The organism is Variovorax sp. RO1, from assembly GCF_002849325.1.
Classification (GTDB): Bacteria; Pseudomonadota; Gammaproteobacteria; order Burkholderiales; family Burkholderiaceae_C; genus Variovorax.
Genome location: NZ_PKMT01000001.1, coordinates 82664 through 101809 on the forward strand (window position 1 = coordinate 82664; position 19146 = coordinate 101809).

12 protein-coding genes are annotated in these 19146 nt (G+C 70.0%); 7 read left to right on the forward strand and 5 right to left on the reverse strand.

Annotated features, from left to right (window positions below):
- Positions 1–2: 2 nt before the first annotated feature.
- Genes CY658_RS00390 through apaG form a run of 4 tightly spaced genes read right to left on the reverse strand, consistent with a single transcriptional unit; the run spans position 3 to position 4886 of the window.
- The gene (locus CY658_RS00390; protein WP_101488383.1) at positions 3–1220 is read right to left on the reverse strand and encodes a YbdK family carboxylate-amine ligase; all 1218 of its coding nucleotides are present in this window, start codon (positions 1218–1220) and stop codon (positions 3–5) included.
- Positions 1217–2488 (reverse strand): cation:proton antiporter, encoded by a 1272-nt coding sequence (locus CY658_RS00395; protein ID WP_101488384.1) that lies wholly within the window; start codon positions 2486–2488, stop codon positions 1217–1219. The genes CY658_RS00390 and CY658_RS00395 overlap by 4 nt, the downstream gene beginning before the upstream one ends.
- Positions 2485–4458, reverse strand: coding sequence for a site-specific recombinase (locus CY658_RS00400; protein ID WP_101488385.1), 1974 nt, complete (start codon positions 4456–4458; stop codon positions 2485–2487). Before CY658_RS00400 ends, CY658_RS00395 begins: the two co-directional genes overlap by 4 nt.
- Positions 4459–4490: 32 nt before the next feature.
- A complete protein-coding gene (gene apaG / locus CY658_RS00405; protein ID WP_101490148.1) occupies positions 4491–4886 on the reverse strand; it encodes a Co2+/Mg2+ efflux protein ApaG in 396 nt (131 codons plus the stop codon).
- A 60-nt stretch (positions 4887–4946) separates the two neighbouring features.
- On the opposite strand from apaG, the gene rpe reads away from it, so the two are divergent.
- Entirely contained in the window at positions 4947–5642 is a 696-nt protein-coding gene (rpe, locus tag CY658_RS00410; protein ID WP_101488386.1) for a ribulose-phosphate 3-epimerase, read from the forward strand.
- Here rpe and CY658_RS00415 read toward each other — a convergent pair.
- The gene (locus CY658_RS00415; protein WP_180838809.1) at positions 5632–5865 is read right to left on the reverse strand and encodes a hypothetical protein; all 234 of its coding nucleotides are present in this window, start codon (positions 5863–5865) and stop codon (positions 5632–5634) included. The genes rpe and CY658_RS00415 overlap by 11 nt on opposite strands.
- 163 nt (positions 5866–6028) lie before the next feature.
- Here CY658_RS00415 and CY658_RS00420 point away from each other — a divergent pair, with 163 nt between their 5' ends.
- The 6 genes from CY658_RS00420 to CY658_RS00440 all read left to right on the forward strand — a co-directional run bounded on the left by CY658_RS00420 (position 6029) and on the right by CY658_RS00440 (position 19140).
- Positions 6029–7027 carry a succinylglutamate desuccinylase/aspartoacylase family protein gene (locus tag CY658_RS00420; RefSeq protein ID WP_101488387.1) on the forward strand — a complete coding sequence of 333 codons (999 nt, stop codon included), beginning with the start codon at positions 6029–6031 and terminating at the stop codon, positions 7025–7027.
- Positions 7028–7184: 157 nt separating this feature from the next.
- Positions 7185–7343, forward strand: coding sequence for a hypothetical protein (locus CY658_RS32630; RefSeq protein WP_180838810.1), 159 nt, complete (start codon positions 7185–7187; stop codon positions 7341–7343).
- Positions 7344–7372: 29 nt separating this feature from the next.
- The gene (locus tag CY658_RS00425; protein WP_101488388.1) at positions 7373–9562 is read left to right on the forward strand and encodes a catalase; all 2190 of its coding nucleotides are present in this window, start codon (positions 7373–7375) and stop codon (positions 9560–9562) included.
- 349 nt (positions 9563–9911) lie between these two features.
- Positions 9912–11903: a CHAT domain-containing protein gene (locus CY658_RS00430; protein WP_257884583.1), complete on the forward strand. Its 1992-nt coding sequence runs from the start codon at positions 9912–9914 to the stop codon at positions 11901–11903.
- A gap of 41 nt (positions 11904–11944) precedes the next feature.
- On the forward strand, positions 11945–13666 hold the full coding sequence (locus CY658_RS00435) for a ShlB/FhaC/HecB family hemolysin secretion/activation protein (protein ID WP_257884584.1): 1722 nt from the start codon (positions 11945–11947) through the stop codon (positions 13664–13666).
- A 2-nt stretch (positions 13667–13668) separates the two neighbouring features.
- Complete coding sequence (locus CY658_RS00440) at positions 13669–19140, forward strand: beta strand repeat-containing protein (RefSeq protein ID WP_101488391.1); 5472 nt, start codon at positions 13669–13671, stop codon at positions 19138–19140.
- Positions 19141–19146 lie beyond the last annotated feature (6 nt).

Here is a 19146-nt window from a genome sequence, read left to right on the forward strand (position 1 = left end):
GCTCAGGCCGCGCCGCGAAAGCGCAGCGAGGCTTGCCGCACGACTTCCGCCAGCAGCCGTTCCTTGCCCTGCTTCTCGCGCAGCCAGCGCGCGTCGTTGCGGTTGGCCTCCACGCTGGTGCGCAGCTCGCCCAGCGCCTGCGTGGCGTTGAGCGCCTCGCTGTGCCATTCGAGCTGGGTCATGGTCATCAGGATGTGGTCGCGCAGCGGCATGTGCTGGCCGCTGGCCGGGTCGACATACACCGCATCGAGCCCGAAGCGGCAGGCCTGGAAACGGTTGTAGGTGTAGACGAGGTAGTCGTCTTCGCAGGGCTCGAAGGGCTGCTCCTGCAGGAACCACGCGGCCAGCGACTGCACGTAGCCCGCGAGCGCGGCGGCGCGCTCGATGGTGAGCGGCGTGTCGAACACGCGGATCTCGATGGTGCCGAACTCGGGCTTGGGACGGATGTCCCAGTAGAAGTCTTTCATGCTGCGCACGACGCCGGTGCGGGTCATGCGCTCGAAGTAGGCCTCGAATTCCTTCCAGCTCGTGGTGAAGGGCGCGCGGCCCGAGAGCGGAAAGGCGAACACCGAATTCAGGCGCGCCGAGTCGAACTGCGTGTCCTGCCCCTGCACGAACGGCGACGAGGCCGACAGCGCAATGAAGTGCGGGATGTAGCGCGACATGCGGTGCAGCATCAGCAAGGCCGAGTCGGCGTCGGGGCAGCCGATGTGCACGTGCTGGCCGAAGATGGTGAACTGCTTGCTCAGGTAACCGTACAGCTCCGACAGCTCGCGAAAGCGCGGCTTGTCGTAGATGCGCCGCTCGTGCCACTGCTGGAACGCATGCGTGCCGCCGCCGACCACCGCGATGTTGAGCTTGTCGGCGTTCTTGATGAGCGCCTCGCGGATCGGCGACAGCTGCGTGATCACGTCCTGCGCCGAATGGCAGATGTCGGTCGAGATCTCGATCATGCTCGACGTCATCTCGGGCACCACGCTGCCGGGCAGCGGCGTCTGCGCCATCAGGCGCAGCATGTCTTCGGCATACGGCGCGAGGTCGTAGTCGTGCGTGTTGACGAGCTGCAGCTCGAGCTCCACGCCGAGCGACAGCGCTTCCGACTTGTTGAAGGGCTCGAGCTTGACGGCGCGGCTCGCCGGATCGGCGGGCAGCGGCGCGGAGCGCACGTCGTCGCTGTCCGGATCGATCGGGGGAAGGGTGGAGTTGCTGTTGCTGCTCATCGCTGCGTGTCTTCCGTGGTGCTGAAGGCCTGCGGCGTCCAGGGGACCGAACTCTCGCCCACGGCGTGGATCGCCACGGTGGCGAGCACGGCGCCCAGCACTTCCATCAGCAGAATCGAGGGCAGGGCGACCTGCGTGATCATGGTGCCCAGGAGCGGCGAGGCCGATGCGAAATTGGAGGCGATCAGCAGGGCGATCGACGACAGCGGCGTCATCGCGCAGCCGACCCAGAAGGCCTGCTTCCAGCTGGCGCCGCTGCCCGGGTTGGCAATGGCCACGCCCGAGATCTTGGTGACCAGGCGCACGCCGATCACGGCCAGCACGACGCTGGCCACGGGCAGGGTCCAGTCGGCCTGGGCCGCGACCATCGACACCAGCACGAACATCAGCATGGTGAGCAGCGAGGAGGCGGTGCCGAGCTGGCGTTGCCAGGCCCAGGGCTTGGGGTTGAGCGTCTTGAGCAGCACGCCACCGATGAGCGCCGCCAGCGGCGCAGAGCCGCCGATGTGGGCCGTGAGCGCCGCGCCCGCCGCGATGATCGCCAGCAGCAGGATCGACGTGTTCTCGCTGTTCGGGCTCATCACGCGCAGCGCCGAGCGCAGCGCCAGCGCCATGATCGCGCCGACCACGAACGACATGCCGAGCACCACCGCCACCGGGTAGAGCTTGAGCATCAGCGACTGCGGCGCGCGCTCGATCAGGCCGGCCTGCGCATAGCCCAGCGTGAGCGCGTAGAAAGTGTTGAGCGTGGCCAGCGTCATGGCGCGCTCGGTCACCGGGCCGGCGGCGCGGGTGTCCATGATCACGCGGCTGAGCACGGCCGGTGAGGCGACGATCGCCATCAGCGCGATGGGGTTGGCCACCGGGTCGGGCAGGCCCAGAAGAATCAAGATCCAGTACACGCCGAAGTAGGTCAGCGTCGCTTCGAGCAGGCTCTGCACCAGCACCATCGGGTTGTGGCGGAACCAGCGCAGCGGCAACCGCCCGCCTGCCTCGAACAGCACCACGGCCGCACCCAGCTCCAGCAGGAACAGGCTGATGCCGCGCAGCGGCCAGATCGCGCCCTCGAAGCCCGCAAAACCCACCACCGCGCCCACCACCGAATAGCCGATGACCTTCGGCATTCCCAGGTAGCGCTGCACCAGGTGACCGGAGGCGGCGGCGACGGCCACCAGAAGGGCCCAGAGCACGGTGGGCAGGCCGGCCGAGGGGCGCGCCCATTCGGCCCAGAAGCCCTGGAGTTCGGCGATGAATTCGGTCAGGTTCATGTAGGCAGGAAGAAGCTCACCGGCCGGCTGCGCCAGCGGGCCCAGATCGCGCTGCGGATGCGGGCGCGGTCACCGAGGCTCACGCTGTGCGCGCGCAGCGCCAGCCGGAAAGCGAAATAAAAACTCACGCTCACATTGAGCGCGCCGATCACCGGGATCGCCGCAACCGCCCACCACAGGGCCGGCTGGTGCAGTGCCGGCAACCCGATGGATGCTGCCGCGGCCGCAATCTGGCCGGCCGACAGCGTGACATGGCGCACATCCAGCCCGAGCCCGAAGAAGCTCGCGAACGCAGGCAGCAGTCCGAGCATGAGTCCCAGCGAGATGTTGGAGGCGAAGCCTGAGATGTGTGTGCGCATGAAGGCGGCCCAGCGACGGGCCCGGGCGGCACCGAGAAAGGCGCCGATGCGAGGGTTGTAACGCATGGCGGAGTCCAGGCGATGCAGGACAAAGGCGTTTTCTGTCCATCCGGCGATGATGCTGGACGAAAACAGCAGGATGCCGGTGAATGCCGCAAAAAGCACGGTCGGTCCCAGCAGCGACAGCCCGTGCAGCGTGGCCGCGGCATGGGCCGCGTCGAGCAGCGGCCGGCCCAGCGCGGCCTGGCAGCCCCACACCAGCAGGCCCACCGCCGGCACCACCAGCAGCACGTTGCCCAGCACGGCCGCCACCTGCGAGCGCACGAGGTTGGCCACTTCGTCGACGAACTGGTCCACGGCCCCGTCCGACTTGATGTCGCGCAGCCGCGCCGCCATGGCGGGCGCGGTCATGGCCGGCTGCTTGGTGGCCAGCGTGAGGTGCAGCAGCTGGATCGCGACGAAGCTGGCCGCATACATGAGGCCCGAGGCCAGCCCGCTCCAGAAGGCCGACAGTGCCAGCGCGTAGATGCCGAACTTGGCCAGCACCGTCAGCGCCGTGAAGGCGCCGCCGCCAGCGGCCTGCTTGATCATCTGCAGGTAGCTGCGGCGGTCGCGGGTGATGTAGTGCTCGCCGGTCTCGGCGCTGCGCTCGGTCACCTTGGCCGCGAGCATCGACGAGTTGGAGGCGATCAGCGCGCGGATGCTGTTGCGCTCCCCGCCCGCCAGCACCAGCTTGCCGACCAGCCGCGCCATGCTCGGCCCGGGCACGGGCGATATCAGGCAGTCGAGCAGCTCGCGGATGCGCAGCACGCGCTCGCGCAGTTGGCGCAGCCGGAACACCAGGCCGACCGAGATGCCGTTGTCCTCCAGGTGCGTGTAGACCGACGAGGCGCTGGAGCGGCAGGCGTCGAGCCGGTCGCGAAACGCTACGAAGGCCGCCTGCAGGGCGTCTTCATTGCGCGGCTGCACAAACATCTGCTCGCGCAGTGCGTCGAGGTCGGACATGAGCGCATGAAAAGGGCGCGCCTCGCCCGCTTCGGGGCTGATGCGCAGCCGCAGCTCGGGCGAAAACCCCGTCGCCACCACCTGGCTGCAGCAGTAGGTGACGGCGTCCATCACCGTGTGACGCCAGCGCGGCGAGCCGTCGTGCGCGGGCGCGGCGTCGGCCAGCAGCGCGCCGATGCGCGCGAGCTGGGTGTCGTCGAGCAGCGCGATCCAGCCGGCGTCGAACACGCCCGGCAGCACCAGCCGGAACAGGTCCGAGGCGTCGGTGGTCTCGGGCGTGCCCGGCAATATCTTGCGGCGCATGCGCTCGCCGAACTCGCTCAGGAAGGCGGTGCGCGGCGCAAAGCCATAGTCGGCCAGCAGCGCCGTGAGGTCGACCGCCTGCGTGAACGCGCGCCACCAGGCGCGCAGCCGTTCGCACAGCTCGGGGCGTGCCTCGACGGCGTCGAGCAGCAGTTGCACACGGCCGATGGCCGCCTGCGGCGAGGCACGGTCGCCGCGCAGCCAGTCGAAGAGGTTGATGAGCCAGATGTGGCGCTGCGCCACATCGGCCGTGGGGTCGAGGCCGGCAAGCAGCCCCTGCAAGTCGCGCGATGCGGCAGCCATGGGGGAGCGTAGAAAAGGGAAGGGCCGTGCGCTCAGTGCAGCACGCGGGAGACCGGGGCACCGCCAATGTCGGCTTCGAGCACGAACATGGGCACGGGCACGTCGAAGCGCTCGCCTTCCTCGGTCACCACGAAGAAGCTGCCGTGCATCGTGCCGCTGGCGGCCTGCAGGCGGCAGCCGCTGGTGTAGCGGAACGACTCGCCGGGCGCCAGCAGCGGCTGCTGGCCGATCACGCCGAGGCCCTTGACCTCCTGCGGATGGCCCGAGGCGTCGTTGATGAGCCAGTGGCGCGCGATCAATTGCGCGCCCACCGTGCCCACATTGGTGATGGTGATCGTGTAGGAGAAGGTGTAGACGTTGTCCTTGGGCGAGGACTGGTCGGCCAGGTAACGCGGTTCGACCTGTACGCTGAAGGGGCTGTGTGACATGGGGCGCATGGTAACGGAGGCCTTTCCTCGGATTTCCATCGGCTGCGAGAATCCGGGGTTATGAGCAGCACCCCGTTCCGCATTGCGCCCTCCATTCTTTCCGCCGACTTCGCGCACCTCGGCCAGGAACTGACCGACGTGATCGCGGCCGGCGCCGACTGGATCCACTTCGACGTGATGGACAACCATTACGTGCCGAATCTGACCTTCGGCCCCATGATCTGCCAGGCCCTCAAGCCCTACGCCAAGACCGCCGACGGCACGCCCGTGCCGATCGACGTGCACCTCATGGTGCAGCCCGTCGACGCGCTGGCCGCGTCTTTTGCGCAAGCGGGCGCTGACTACATCAGCTTCCACCCCGACGCATCGCCCCACACGCACCGCAGCATCCAGGCCATCCGGGCCGCGGGCTGCAAGCCCGGGCTGGTGTTCAACCCGGGGCTGGGCCTGGAAGCGCTCGACTGGGCCATCGACGACATCGACCTCATCCTCATCATGAGCGTGAACCCCGGCTTCGGCGGCCAGAGCTTCATCGACTCGGCGCTGCGCAAGATCGAGCAGGCGCGCAAGCGCATCGCGCAGAGCGGGCGCGACATCCGCCTCGAAGTGGACGGCGGCATCAAGGCCGACAACATCGCGCGCGTGGCCTCGGCCGGCGCCGACACCTTCGTGGCGGGCAGCGCGATCTTCAACGCCAAGGACTACGGCGCGGTGATCCGCGACATGCGCCAGCAGCTGGCGACGGTCAAGGTCTGACCTTGCCGTCGGCGGTGCGCTCGGGCGTCAGCCCGCGGTCGGTGTCGACCACGCCGCGTTCCACGTCCTCGTAGCCGCGCCGGCCCTTTTCGGGCGGCTGGCCGTCCTGCATCACCTGGCTGTCCGACGACTGGTCGCGCTCGTGCGGCAGGCGCGGCGCCGGCTCGCCGTCCTTTTCGACGCGGGTGGTGTCCTTCTTGTCCTTGCGCGGCGGCTGGGCCATCGTGTGCTCCTTCAAAGTTCGGGTCTGGCGCCAGCTTGCGCGGTGCCCCGCGAGAGGGCGGTAGGACAGGCCAGGGCGCGGCTGTAGGTTCGCGCTGCGCGCTCGCTCCATCCCGGGGTTTTGTCTTTTGCGCGGCGGGAGTCGCCTCCGCATAATCGCCCGCATGTCCAACGCCCTTTTCGACGACGCCGCGACCGCCACCGACAGCCTGCGCCTGCACACGTTCGCGTCGCTGAACCCGGGCCCAGGCCCGCGCTTGCTCGTGATCGGCGGCGTGCATGGCGACGAGACCTGCGGCACCGAGGGCATCGCGCGTGTGCTGGCCGAATTCGACAGCGGCGCGCTGCAATTGCTGTGCGGCGAACTCACCCTCGTGCCCGTGGCCAACCCGCTCGCGCGCCGCCGCCTGCAGCGCGAGGGGCAGCGCAACCTCAACCGCCTGTTCCGCCCGAGCGACACGCCCGCCGACTACGAAGCCCGCATCACCAACCGGCTGGCGCCCGTCATCGCGCGCCACGACGTGCTGCTCGACCTGCATTCCTTCCAGAGCGAGGGCGAGGCCTTCGCCATGATCGGTCCTCGCGACAACAGCGGCCCCCTCGAACCCTTTGCGCGCGCGCAGGAAGAAGGCCGGCTCGCGCTGCACATCGGCACGCCCATCGTCGTCGAGGGCTGGCTCGACATCTACGCCGCCGGCCTCGCGCAGCGCGGCGCGGCGGTCGACGAGGCCGCCATCGACTTCGGCCGCGGCACCAACGAATACATCCGCAGCTGCGGCGGCTACGGCGTCACGCTCGAATGCGGCCAGCACCAGGACCCGCAGGCGCCCGAGGTGGCGTGGCGCGCCATTCGCCGCACGCTCGCGCTGCTGGGCATGGCGGCGCTGCCGCCGGGCCTGTCGGGCGCGCCTGCGCAACCGCCCCAACTGCTGCGCCTGGCGAGCGTGACCGACCGCCTGCACGAAGACGACAGCTTCGTGCGCGACTGGGCCACCTTCGATGCCGTGCAGCGTGGCGAACCCGTCGGCATGCGGCACGACGGCACGCTGGTCAGCGCGCCCGAAGACGGCTTCATCGTGTTCCCGAACGCCATGGCGCTGCCGGGCGCCGAGTGGTTCTACTTCGCGAGGCCCAGCGAGCGCGTGCTCGACCCGGGCCTCTGAAGCCTCGGCGCTGTCGGCGCCCTCCTACCGGGGACGCCCACCTTCTCCCACAGACGGGGAGGGGCGCCCACTACGGCCCGCGCGCCGGGCCGCCCCTAAGCTTCCCTTTTGCGGATTCGCCGGCATGCGGCCCCGCTTTTCTCGGAGGGAAGACACCATGGAAATCTCAGCACTGTTCGATTCGCTCATGGGCACCTGGGACGACGACATCCTGATCTGGGCGGTGGCCGCCGTGACCGCCTGCATCGGCCTGATCGCCGTGGTGAACGTGCTCGACATCTTCATCGGCAGCGGCAACAGCAACGAGGTCGGCTGAGCCGGCCCGCATCGATGCCCAGAACCCCGATGTCCCCCCAGAACAAGGCCGCCGCCGGCCGCCGCGCCAGCACCGCCAAGGCCGGAGACGGCGCCAACGCCAAGCAGCTGCAGCTCGACGGTTTCACCACCGAGCATCCCACGCACCTGACGACCAACCAGGGCCTGCAGATTCCCGACAACCACAACTCGCTCAAGGCGGGTGTGCGCGGGCCGACGCTGCTCGAAGACTTCATCCTGCGCGAGAAGATCACGCACTTCGACCACGAGCGCATTCCCGAGCGCGCCGTGCATGCGCGCGGCTCGGCGGCGCACGGCTACTTTCAGGTCTACCAGTCGATGTCGCAGTACACCTGCGCCGACTTCCTGCAAGACCCCGATGCCAAAACGCCCGTGTTCGTGCGCTTCTCCACCGTGGCCGGCTCGCGCGGCTCGGCCGACACCGTGCGCGACGTGCGCGGCTTTGCCGTCAAGTTCTACACGCGCGAGGGCAACTACGACCTCGTGGGCAACAACATCCCGGTGTTCTTCATCCAGGACGCGATGAAGTTCCCCGACCTCATCCACGCCGTGAAGCCCGAGCCGCACCACGAGATGCCGCAGGCCGCGAGCGCGCACGACACCTTCTGGGACTTCGCCTCGCTCATGCCCGAGAGCACCCACATGCTGATGTGGGCCATGAGCGACCGCGCCCTTCCGCGCAGCCTTCGCATGATGGAAGGCTTCGGCGTCCACACCTTCCGCTTCGTGAACGCGCGCGGCGAGAGCCACTTCGTGAAGTTCCACTGGAAGCCCAAGCTCGGCGTGCACGGCCTCGTGTGGGACGAGGCACAGAAGATCGCCGGCAAGGACCCCGACTTTCACCGCCGCGACCTCTGGGAGGCCATCGAGCAGGGCCACTTTCCCGAATGGGAACTCGGTGTGCAGCTCATCGCGCCCGACAAGGCCGAGTCGCTGGGCTTCGACCTGCTCGACCCCACCAAGCTCATCCCCGAAGAGATGGTGCCCGTGCAGCGCATCGGAAAGCTGGTGCTCAACCGCAACCCCGACAACTTCTTCGCCGAGACCGAGCAGGTGGCGTTTCATCCGGGCCACGTCGTGCCCGGCATCGACTTCAGCAACGACCCGCTGCTGCAGGGCCGCCTGTTCAGCTACACCGACACGCAGATCTCGCGGCTGGGCGGTGCCAACTTCCACGAGCTGCCGATCAACAAGGCCGTGTGCCCGTTCCACAACATGCAGCGCGACGGCATGCACCGCCAGACCATCGCGCGCGGCCAGGTCGCCTACGAACCCAACACCCTGGGCAGCGGCACCGAGTTCCGCGTCGACGGCGGCAGCCACGGCTTCCAGTCGTTCCCCGAAGAGATCGAGTCGCCCAAGGTGCGGCGCCGCAGCCCGTCGTTCGACGACCACTTCACGCAGGCGCGCCTGTTCTTCAACAGCCAGAGCACGGCCGAGAAGGAACACATCGTTGCGGCCTTCCGCTTCGAACTCTCGAAGCTCGAAGTGCCCGCCATCCGCCAGCGCATGGTCGACAACCTTGCGCACGTCGACGAAAAACTCGCACGCCGCGTGGCCGAGCCGCTGGGCATCGGCGAGCCCGATGCGAAGGCCGCGGCGGGGTACGCGGGCTTTCGCGAGCACCGCATCGAACTGCCCATCGACGAATCGCCCGCGCTGCGCATGAGCGACGGCAGCGCCGACGGCGTCGTGCGCACGCGCAAGGTCGCGATCCTCGTGGCGGACGGCGTCGACTCGGCCTCACTCAAGCCGATCCGCGATGCGCTCGAACAGGCGGGCGCGCAGTGCAAGGTGGTGGGCCCCAAGCTCGGCACCGTGGCCAGTGCGTCCAAACGCCAGATCGACATCGACATGACCTTCACGAACACCGCCTCGGTGATGTTCGACGCCGTGCTCGTGCCGGCGGGTGCTGAAGGTGCGGCTGCGCTTGCGGCGCAGGGCGATGCCGTGCACTTTGTGCTCGAGGCGTACAAGCACTGCAAGGCGATCTGTGTGGTGGGCGAGGGCGTGCAGTTGCTGGCATCGCTCGGCGTCACGCCCGAGGGCGAGGCACCGGCCGGCGTGGTGGTGGCCGAAACGCCTGTCACCAACCTGGGCGACGCCACGGCGGCGACCCAGATCGCGCAGGATTTCATTGCGGCGATCGCGAAGCACCGGCATTGGGACCGGCTGAACATCGACAGCGTGCCGGCCTAGCGTGAACAGGCTCTACGCCATTCGCGCTAGACCGTCTTGCGAATAGGCGAGGTGAACACCCGCTCCTAGACTTTCCCTCGAGGCCTGAACGGCGCGCACTCCCGCGGCGTCGAGCGTTCGCGGCAGCGAGTGCATGGGTCGAGGGGGTTCAATGGCGTGGTTTTCGAGATGGGGATGTACGCATCCGGCGCGTCGCCGTGCCGGTCTTGCCGGTGCGGTCGGCCTGGTGGGTGTCTTGCTACTGGGCCCCGGCGGTCCTTCAGCCCTGGCGCAACGACCCGCGCCAGCACCACCTGCGGCTCCTGCTGCTTCAGCGGGCGGCCCGAATGCCGAGGCGGCGGCCGACCGGATGGCGCAGGCGCGTCTTGCGGACACCGACACGCTGCTGGCGCTGACCAGCGAAGGCGCGGTGCTCTACGGGCAGGACGCGGTCAAGCTCTCGGGCTATCAGTACTGCAGCCAGGCGGTCGCATTGGCCGAGGCGGGCGAGTTCCGCCAGAGCGTGCGCGCCGCGAGCAAGGCGCTGCATCTGGCCAACGCCACCAGCGACCCGAACCTGCGCGCGGTGGCCAACCGCGACCTGGCGATCGTCTACAGCTACTCGGGCCAGCTCGAGAAGGCCGAGGAGTTCGCGCGCGAAGCGCTGCGCCACACCGCGCGCGACCCGAAGCTGGTGGTCGGCCCGGTACAGAAAGTGATCGGCGACGTGCGCACGCGGCGCGGCGACTTTGCCGGCGCGGTGCTGAGCTACGACGAGGCCTTGGCCAACAGCTCGCCGCGCTATGCGCCGCTGGTGCAGGCGTCGCTCGTCAACGCGCTCATCGAATCGGGTGACGCGGCGCGCGCACGCCAGGTGCTCGGCGGCATGGCCGAGCCGCGCGAAGCGCCGCTGGCCGCGCAGCTCGAACGCACGCGCGCCCGCCTGCTGCTGGCCGAGAACAAGCCGGCCGAGGCACGCGACAAGTACCGCGCGCTCACCACGCGCCAGGTCGGCACCGACACCGCCTACTACCGGCTCTGGGCCTGGGACGGCGTGGCGCGCAGCGAACTCGCGCTGGGCCAGAAGCAGGCCGCGGCCGACGCCGCGGGCCGCGCGCTGGCCGACGTCGACCAGGTGCGCGCGCGCTTTCGCAGCGAAGAAGTGAAGATGGGCCTGTTCTCCGACCTGCAGTCGGTGTTCGAACGCGGCGTGGCGGTGTACAGCGAAGCGGGCGATCCGACGCGGGCCTTCGAGGTCAGCGAGCACAGCCGCTCGCGCGCGCTGCTCGATGCGGTGCGTGGCCGCGCGAAGCTCAGCGAGTCGTCGGCCGGCATGGTCGGCGTGGCCGCGTTGCAGCGCACGCTGGCAGCCGACGAGCGCGTGGTGCAGTTCCACGCGCTGCCCGACCGCCTGATGGTCTGGGTCGTGGGCCCGGACAGCATCACCGAGAAGCGCATCGGGGTGAAGCGCGAGGAGCTCACCGAGCTCGTCGAGACCTTCCGCAACTCGATCGTGCGTGGCCGCCGCGCCGCCATCGCCAACGCCGACAAGCTGGGCGCCGCGCTGCTCGGGCCGCTGGGCCTGGTGCCGGGGCAGCGCGTGGTGGTGGTGCCGCACGGGCCGCTGCACTACCTGCCGTTCCAGGCGCTGCGCCTGGACGGCCGCTACCTCATCGAGACGCACCCGGTGTCGGTGGCGCCGTCGATCAGCATCGCGGTGCAGCTGGCGCAGCGCACGCCGCGCGTGAACGCGTCGCTGGTGGCCTTCGGCAATCCGCGCATCGAGGACAAGTACGACCTGCCCGGCGCCGAGACCGAGGTGAAGCAGCTCGCACAACTCTTCCCGCGCAACACGGTGTACATGGGCGCCGCCGCCACCAAGACGCAGTTCCGCGACGTGGCCTCGCGCTCGCCGCTGATGCACGTGGCGGCGCATGCCGAGGCCGACGAGGTCGATCCGCTGTACTCGCGCATCCTGCTGGCCAACGAAGGCGGCAAGCAGAACTTTCTCGAAGCGCACGAGATCCTCGCGATGCCGATGGAAGGCACGGCGCTGGTCACGCTGTCGGCCTGCGAGTCGGGCCTGGGGCGCATCGCGCAGGGCGACGAGGTGCTGGGCTTCACGCGTTCGTTCCTCTCGGCCGGCAGCTCCAGCCTCATCGCCTCGCTGTGGCCCGTGTCGGACGACGCCACCGCCGTGCTCATGGGCACGCTCTACGGCGAGCTCGCCAAGGGTCGCGACATCCAGAAGGCCATGCAGGCCGGACAACTGGCCGTGCTGAAGGACCCCAAGATGTCCCACCCCTTCTTCTGGGCGCCGTTCAACCTGATCGGCAACTGGCGTCTTACTGTCGGGAGCTGACCATGTCTTCGCCACGCTCCCTCTTGCAAAGAAGCACTGCCATGGCCCCTGCGATCCGCCTTCGTCCCCGGCCGACGCCGATCGCCATCGCAGCAACTGCCCTCGTCGGTGCCACGCTGTGGATCGCCATGCCCCGCGCCCATGCGCAGGAAGCCACCACGCTGCTTCCCACCAAGGACCCCTGCGGCAGCTGCGACCGCCCCGTCGCACAGGCCCCCGGCGCCGTCGCCCCGCAAACCCTGCCCGCACCGCCCCGGTCTGCCGCGGGCGCGGGCAGCTTCAAGCTCACCGACCTGCGCCTGAACGGCGTGAAGGCGCTGAGCAACGACGAGCTGCAAACGATCACCGCGCCGTACATCGGCCGCGACGTCACGCTCGGCGACCTCGAAGGGCTCGCGCAGGCGATCACCACGCGCTACAAGGAGCGCGGCTACTTTCTCGCGCAGGCCGTGGTGCCGGTGCAGACCGTGCGCGACGGCGTCGTCGAGATCAGCATCATCGAAGGCCGGCTCGGCAAGGTCGAGGTGCTGGTCGCGCCCGAGGCGCCGATCAGCGAGGCGCGCGTGCGCGGCTTCCTGGCGGCGCTGCAGCCGGGCGAGGCCGTGAACGCACCGGCCTACGAGCGCGCGATGCTGCTGCTGTCGGACCAGCCCGGCCTCAAGGTGTCGTCGAGCCTGCAGGAAGGCGCGCAGGCCGGCACCACCGACCTGTCGGTCGAGGTCGAGGCCGGCTCGCGCTGGGCCTTCTCGGCCGAGGCCGACAACCACGGCACCAAGGAGGCGGGGCGCTACCGCGTGGGCGGCACGGCGCGCTGGCTCAGCCCCTTCGGCATCGGCGACAACCTCGACGCACGCGTGCTGCTGTCCAACAGCAATGCGCTGCAGTACGGCCGCGTGTCGTACGAGGCGCCGCTGGGCACCAGCGGCCTGCGCGGCGGCATCGGCATCTCGCGCGTGAGCTACGACCTGGGCGGCCAGTTCGTCGACCTCGACGCGCGCGGCCGCGCCGATGTGCTCGACGTGTCGCTCAACTACCCGCTGATCCGCCAGCGCCAGCAGAACCTGTTCCTGCGCCTCACGGCCGACGTGAAAGACCTCACCGACGAGCTGCGCGGCGTCGACTTCACGGCAAAGAAACGCGTGCAGGGCTTCGGCATCGGCTGGGCCTGGGAGCGGCGCGACGAGGTGCTGGGCGGCGGCTACTGGGCCAGCTCGGGCACGCTGTACCACGGCGACCTGTCGATCCGCGATCCGCAAAGTTTCCAGTCCGACCAGCAGTTCGGCGGGCGCCACACCGAAGGCGGCTTCACCAAGCTGAGCTTCCAGGTGTCGCGCCTGCAGTCCATCGTGCCGCGCCACTCGCTGTACTTCTCGGTCGGCGGCCAGTGGGCCAGCAAGAACCTCGACGCCTCCGAAAAGCTCGCGCTCGGCGGCGCGCGCGCGGTGCGCGCCTACCCCTCGGGCGAACTGCTGGTGGACGAGGGCCTGATCGGCACCTTCGAATACCGCTGGGCCGCCACCGACGAGATCACGCCTTACCTGTTCTACGACGCGGCACGCGGAAAGATCGCGCGCCATCCCTCGCCCTTCGACGGCGAGAACTCCCACAGCCTGCGCGGCTACGGCATCGGACTGAGCTGGTCGCGCCCGGGCAACTTCTCGATCAACGCCACGCTCGCCTGGCGCGCCGGCACACCGCCCGCGCAGACCGACGGCGGCGGGCGCAATCCGCGGCTGTACGTGCAGCTGCAAAAGGCGTTCTGACCATGAAGCCACGCAACTTCCAACCCCGGCCGACGCTGCGCCCGCTGGCGCTTGCTATCGCCTGCATGGGCCTGGCGCCGGCGCTGGCCCAGACCATCCTGCCGAGCTTCGGACCGGGCGGCTACACCACGCAGGGCAGCGTGGGCGTGGCGGGTTCGACCACCGCATCGCCGCTGGGCGGACAGGCGCTGGCGATCTCGCAGGCGTCGCTGCGCGCGATCATCAACTGGAACGCCTTCTCCATCGGCGCCAAGGACGCGGTCAACATCAACCAGTCGATGGGCGCGTCCAGCATCCTGCTCAACCGCGTGATGGGCAACGAGCTCTCGACCATCGCCGGCCAGCTCACGGCCAACGGGCGCGTGTTCCTCGTCAACCCGAACGGCGTGGTGTTCAGTCAGGGCGCACAGGTCAACGTGGGCGGCCTCGTGGCTTCCACGCTGGCCCTGAGCACCCTCGACAACGCCTTCCTCGAAGGCAGCACCCAGCTCACTTTCGAACGGCCCGACGGCAACACCAAAGCCGTAAGCAACGCCGGTGTGCTCACCGCCGTCGGCGGCCCCGTGGTGCTGATGGGCGCCGAGGTGACCAACACCGGCAGCATCACCGCCAACCGCAGCACCGTCGCACTGGCCTCGGGCCGCAAGATCAGTTTCGACCTGGGCAACGACGGCCTCACCAACCTCGTGGTCGCGGCCGACGCCATGGCCACCAGTGCCAAGGTGGTGAACGCCGCGGGCGCCACCTTGCAGGCCGATGGCGGGCGCGTGATGCTCGTCGGCAGCTCCAACACGGCGGGCGAGCTGGTGGTGAACCAGTCGGGCACGGTGCGCGCGCGCACGCTGGAGAACGTCAACGGCGAGATCGTGCTCGGCGCGGGCCGCGACAACCGCATCGAGATGAACGGCGGCCTGCTCGATGCCACCGGCGCGGGCGCGGGCCAGCGCGGCGGGAACATCCGCATCGCGGCCGGGCAGGTGCGCATCGAAGGTACGGGCGGCGGCGACCAGCGCGCGGTGATCGATGCCAGCGGCCAGGCCGGCGGCGGCAACGTGTCGGTGCATGGCTACGACGTGGCGCTGTCGTCCACCTCGGTGCTGCGCGCCGACGCCACCACCGAGGGCGCGGGCGGCACCATCACCACGGCCAGCGCCAAGGGCCAGGCCCTGGTGGGCGAGGCCGACGCGGCGCCCGAGCGTGAGTCGCGGCTGCAGGCCTACGGCGAGATGACCGCACGTGGCGCGGGTGCTGGCAAGGGCGGTGCGATTTCGAACGAGGCCGATGCGGTGCGCGTGCAGACCGTGCGCGTCGACGCGGGCGGCGGCGCGCAAGGCGGCGCCAACGGCAGCTGGACGGTGAGCGCGAAGCAGTCGGACCTTGGCATCGTCGAGGCCGGCAACGTGCCGGTGTACGACAGCAAATTGCCGGCCTTCACCGGCGGCTCTGTGAGCGCCGGCAGCGTCGGCGACACGCTGGGCCGCGGCACCGACGTGACGCTGGCGAGCGGGCGCACCGGCCTTGGCGCGGGCGTGACCTTTGCGCCCGGTGTGCAGGTCATCAAGAGCGAAGGCGGCACAGCGCGGTTGCGCGTCGATTCGGCCGGCGGCATCGTGATGAACGAGGGCTCGGCCATCACATCGCAACAAGGCGCGCTGCATGTCGACTTCAACGCCGATTCCACCGGCCTCATCGCCACCAACGCGAAGAACATCAACAACGCCAGCGGCAACCCTTCCGCCGAGAGCGACTACGCCGGCGCCATCGTGCTGACCGGCGCCACCATCGCAGCCAACGGCGGCGACGTGCGCTTCTTCGGGCAGGGCGACGCGCAGAACGGCCGCGCCATCGGCGGCATCGTCCCGCTCGGCGGTGACACCGGCGCCTACGTGTGGCGCGACGGCGTGACGCTGACGGGCAGCAAGGTCACGACCGGCGGGGACGGCCGCGTGACGATGCGCGGCCAGGGCCGCACCTGGATCGACGACCAGAACAACAGCGACTTCATCTTCCGCGGCAGCAACGGCGTGTCGATCACGGGCGGCACGGTCGAAGCCGGCGCCGGCGGCCTGCAGCTCGACGGCCTCGCGGGCTACGGGCGCAGCGGCGTGGCCATCGGCAGCGGCGCGGTGCTGAAGTCCGTGGGCGACATCGGCATCAAGGGCCAGGGCCCGACCTGGACCTCCAACATCGGCGGGGCTGCCGTGGGCGCCAGCACGGCGGTCGTCATCGACGACGCCACCGTGGCCAGCGAGCGCAACGTGCGCATCGAAGGCCAGGGCGCCAACCTCGACGGCCTGCGCACCGACACGGGCTTTGCGGCGGGGAACATGTCGGCCGGCGGCGGCAACGGCGTCGCCATCCGGGGTGAGGTCTCGGCCGGCGCGGGCGGGCGCATCGACGTGATCGGCCGTGCGGGCAGCGAAGGCTTCAGCGCCACGCTCGGCAGCCCCGACATCATCATCACGCCCTCGACCACGCCCACCTACGGCGTGGCCGTCACCACCGACGCCGACCGGCCCATGGCGCTGCGCACCAGCGGCGGCACCATCGCCATCGACGCCCAGGGCACCGACATCTCGATGCGCCTGGTCACCTCCTTCTCCGGCGTGGGCACCAACGTCGGCACGCTGGCCTCGGTGGCCAGCGACAGCGGCAAGGGCGGCAGCATCTCGGTGCAAGGACGCAACGTGCTCATCGACGGCGCCACGAATTTCGACGGCTCGCCCGCGGTGGCGCGCCTCGATGCCAGCGGCGCGACCGGCGGCGGCAGCATCGACATCGCGGCCAGCAACGCCATCGCCATCGGAAAGAACACCAGCCTCGAAGCCAACGCCGGTGCGGGCACGGGCAACGGCGGCAGCGTGAAGGTGGTGGCGACCGAGACGCTGCGCGCCTACGGCCAGCTGTCGGCACGCGGCGGCACGGCCGGTGGCAACGGTGGACGCATCGAGACCTCGGCCGGGCGCTTCGACCTGCGCGGAGCACGCGTCGATGCCTCAGCGACTGTGGGTACGGCGGGCCAGTGGTTCATCGACCCCTTCGACCTCACCATCAGCCACGGCACGACCGGCGGCACGCTGCCCACCAACCCATACGACGCGCTCGCCAACTCCACCATCGAGGACGGCGACATCAACACCGCGCTCAACGGCGGCACCAGCGTGCGGATCTCCACCGGGACCGGCACGGGCGGCAGCGGTGTCATCACGCTCGAACCCGATGTAGACATCAACTACACCGGCTCGAAGGGGCCGCTCACGCTCCAGTTGGACGCCGCCAGCGGCATCCAGACGCGAACCACGGGCACCACCATCCGCGCGACCGGCGGCGACGACCTGAACGTGGTGCTCAACGCGGGCGTCAACCCCGACGGCACGCCTTCGGGCAACAGCGGCTTCATCGACTTCGGGGGCAACATCCTCACGCAGGGCGGCAGCGTGACCATGAACGCGGTGGGCACGGGCACGCCCGGCAGCGGCTTCATCCGGCTGAACGGCGGGCAGGTCATCACCGACGGCGGCAACGTGTCGCTGCTCAGCGGCCAGCCCGGCGCGCCCACCGGCACCGTGATCCTCACGCAGGACGTGCAGGTCGACACGCGCGTCGGCCAGAGCGACGCGGGCGCGGGCGGCAACGTGCGCATCGAAGGCGGCGACGTGCTGTTGCAGGGCGCGCGCATCGCCAGCGCCACCGGCAACGTGGACATCCGCGGCACCTCGACCACGTGGGACAGCGGCGTGGTCATCACCAGTGGCCAGATCGGGCCGAGCACCATCAGCACCACCAGTGGCGACGTCACGGTGCAGGGCGTGGCGCGGCGCCAGGCCTCGTCAACCTTCGCGGCGGCGCACGGCGTGCTCATCAACGGCGGCAGCAGCATCACCACCGGCAGCGGCGACATCACGCTGCGCGGCTACAACTTCAACAACGACCCCTCGGCGCCGGGCGCCACCGAAGACAGCGGCGTGCGGCTGGAAGACGGCGCGCAGCTCGTCACCACCGGCGGCGGCAACATCGAGGTCACGGGCCGGTCGCAGAACGGCGGGCGCGGCGTCGTGCTGCAGGCCGGCGGCGCGCCGACCGCGCCGGGCGCGCTGCCCGGCATCCGCAGCAGCGGCAACGTGCTGCTGCGCGCGAGCAACGACGGCAGCGGCGATTCGATCGTGATCGAAGCGCCGGTCGTCGCGGCCGGCACCATCGACCTGCGCCCGGGCGGGGTCGATGTGAACATGACCACATCGGACGACACGGCCACGCCCATCGTGCTGGGCGGCCCGACGGTCAACGGCTTCTCGGTGTCGGGCGCGGAGTTTGCGCAGCTGTCGGCGCCGACCATCGTCGCGGGCAGCACCACGCATGCCGCGAACATCACGGTGGCGGGCGCGCTCTCGACCTCGGGCGCACTCACCCTGCAGAACGAAGGCGGTGGCGGCGGCATTGCGCTCAATGCGCCGGTCTCGGCCGCAACGCTGGGGCTGCTGTCGGCCGGCAATGTGAGCCAGTCGGGCGCCGGCACGATCACCGCGGGTGCGCTGCTCGCGCGCTCGCGCAACGGCAGCGTCGATTTGCGCAACCCGGCCAACGACGTGGCCACGGTCGGCGGCGGCGCGGCCGGCGGCTTTGCCTACGTGGACGCCAACGCGGTCACGATCGGGCCGGTGTCGGTCACGGGCTTCGATGCGGCGGGCAACCTGCCGCAGGTGACCTCGGCCGATTCGATGGCCGCGAACACCGTGTTCGTGCGCACGCTGAGCGGCGACCTCACGCTCGGCGCGCCCGTCAGCAGCACCAGCGGCACCGACCTCGTGGCGGCGGCGCGCTTGCAGAACCCGGGCGGCTTCGGCATCTCGGGCGCGCTGTGGCGCGTGTGGGCCGACACCTGGATCGGCGAAACGCGCGGCGGCCTGGCCGGCTCGGGCCCGCTGCCCAACTTCTATCACTGCGCCTACCTGGGCCTGTGCACCGTGACCGTGACGCCGGGCGACAACCACTTCATCTACGCGCAGCAGCCGACGGCCACCGTGGTGATCGCCGACGCCTCGCGCACGGTGGGGGCGCCCAACCCGTTCTTCATCTACAGCCTCACGGGCCTGATCCTCGGCGACACCGGCGCGGGCTTCAGCGGCTCGATGTTCTCTGCAGCGCTGCCGGGCAGCCCGACGGGCTTGTACCCGATCAACGGCACCTTCACCTCGGCCGAGGGCTACGCGGTGCGCGTGGTGCCGGGCCAGTTGCGCGTGAGCGGCCTGCCGTTGCTGCCGTCGGTGGACGTGGTGCGCGAGCCGCTGACCTCGTACCTGTACGACAGGAACATCGGCCAGGCGCCGATCTGCCTGGCCACCGGCCCGCTCGACGGCGACCGCGCGCAGCAGGGCGCCGACGTGCTGGCGCGCGAATGGTCGCGCGTGCGTTCGCGACCCAACCTGCTGAGCTGCGTGAACACCGAGCGGCGCAACGGCTGTTCGGACTTTTAAGAAGGC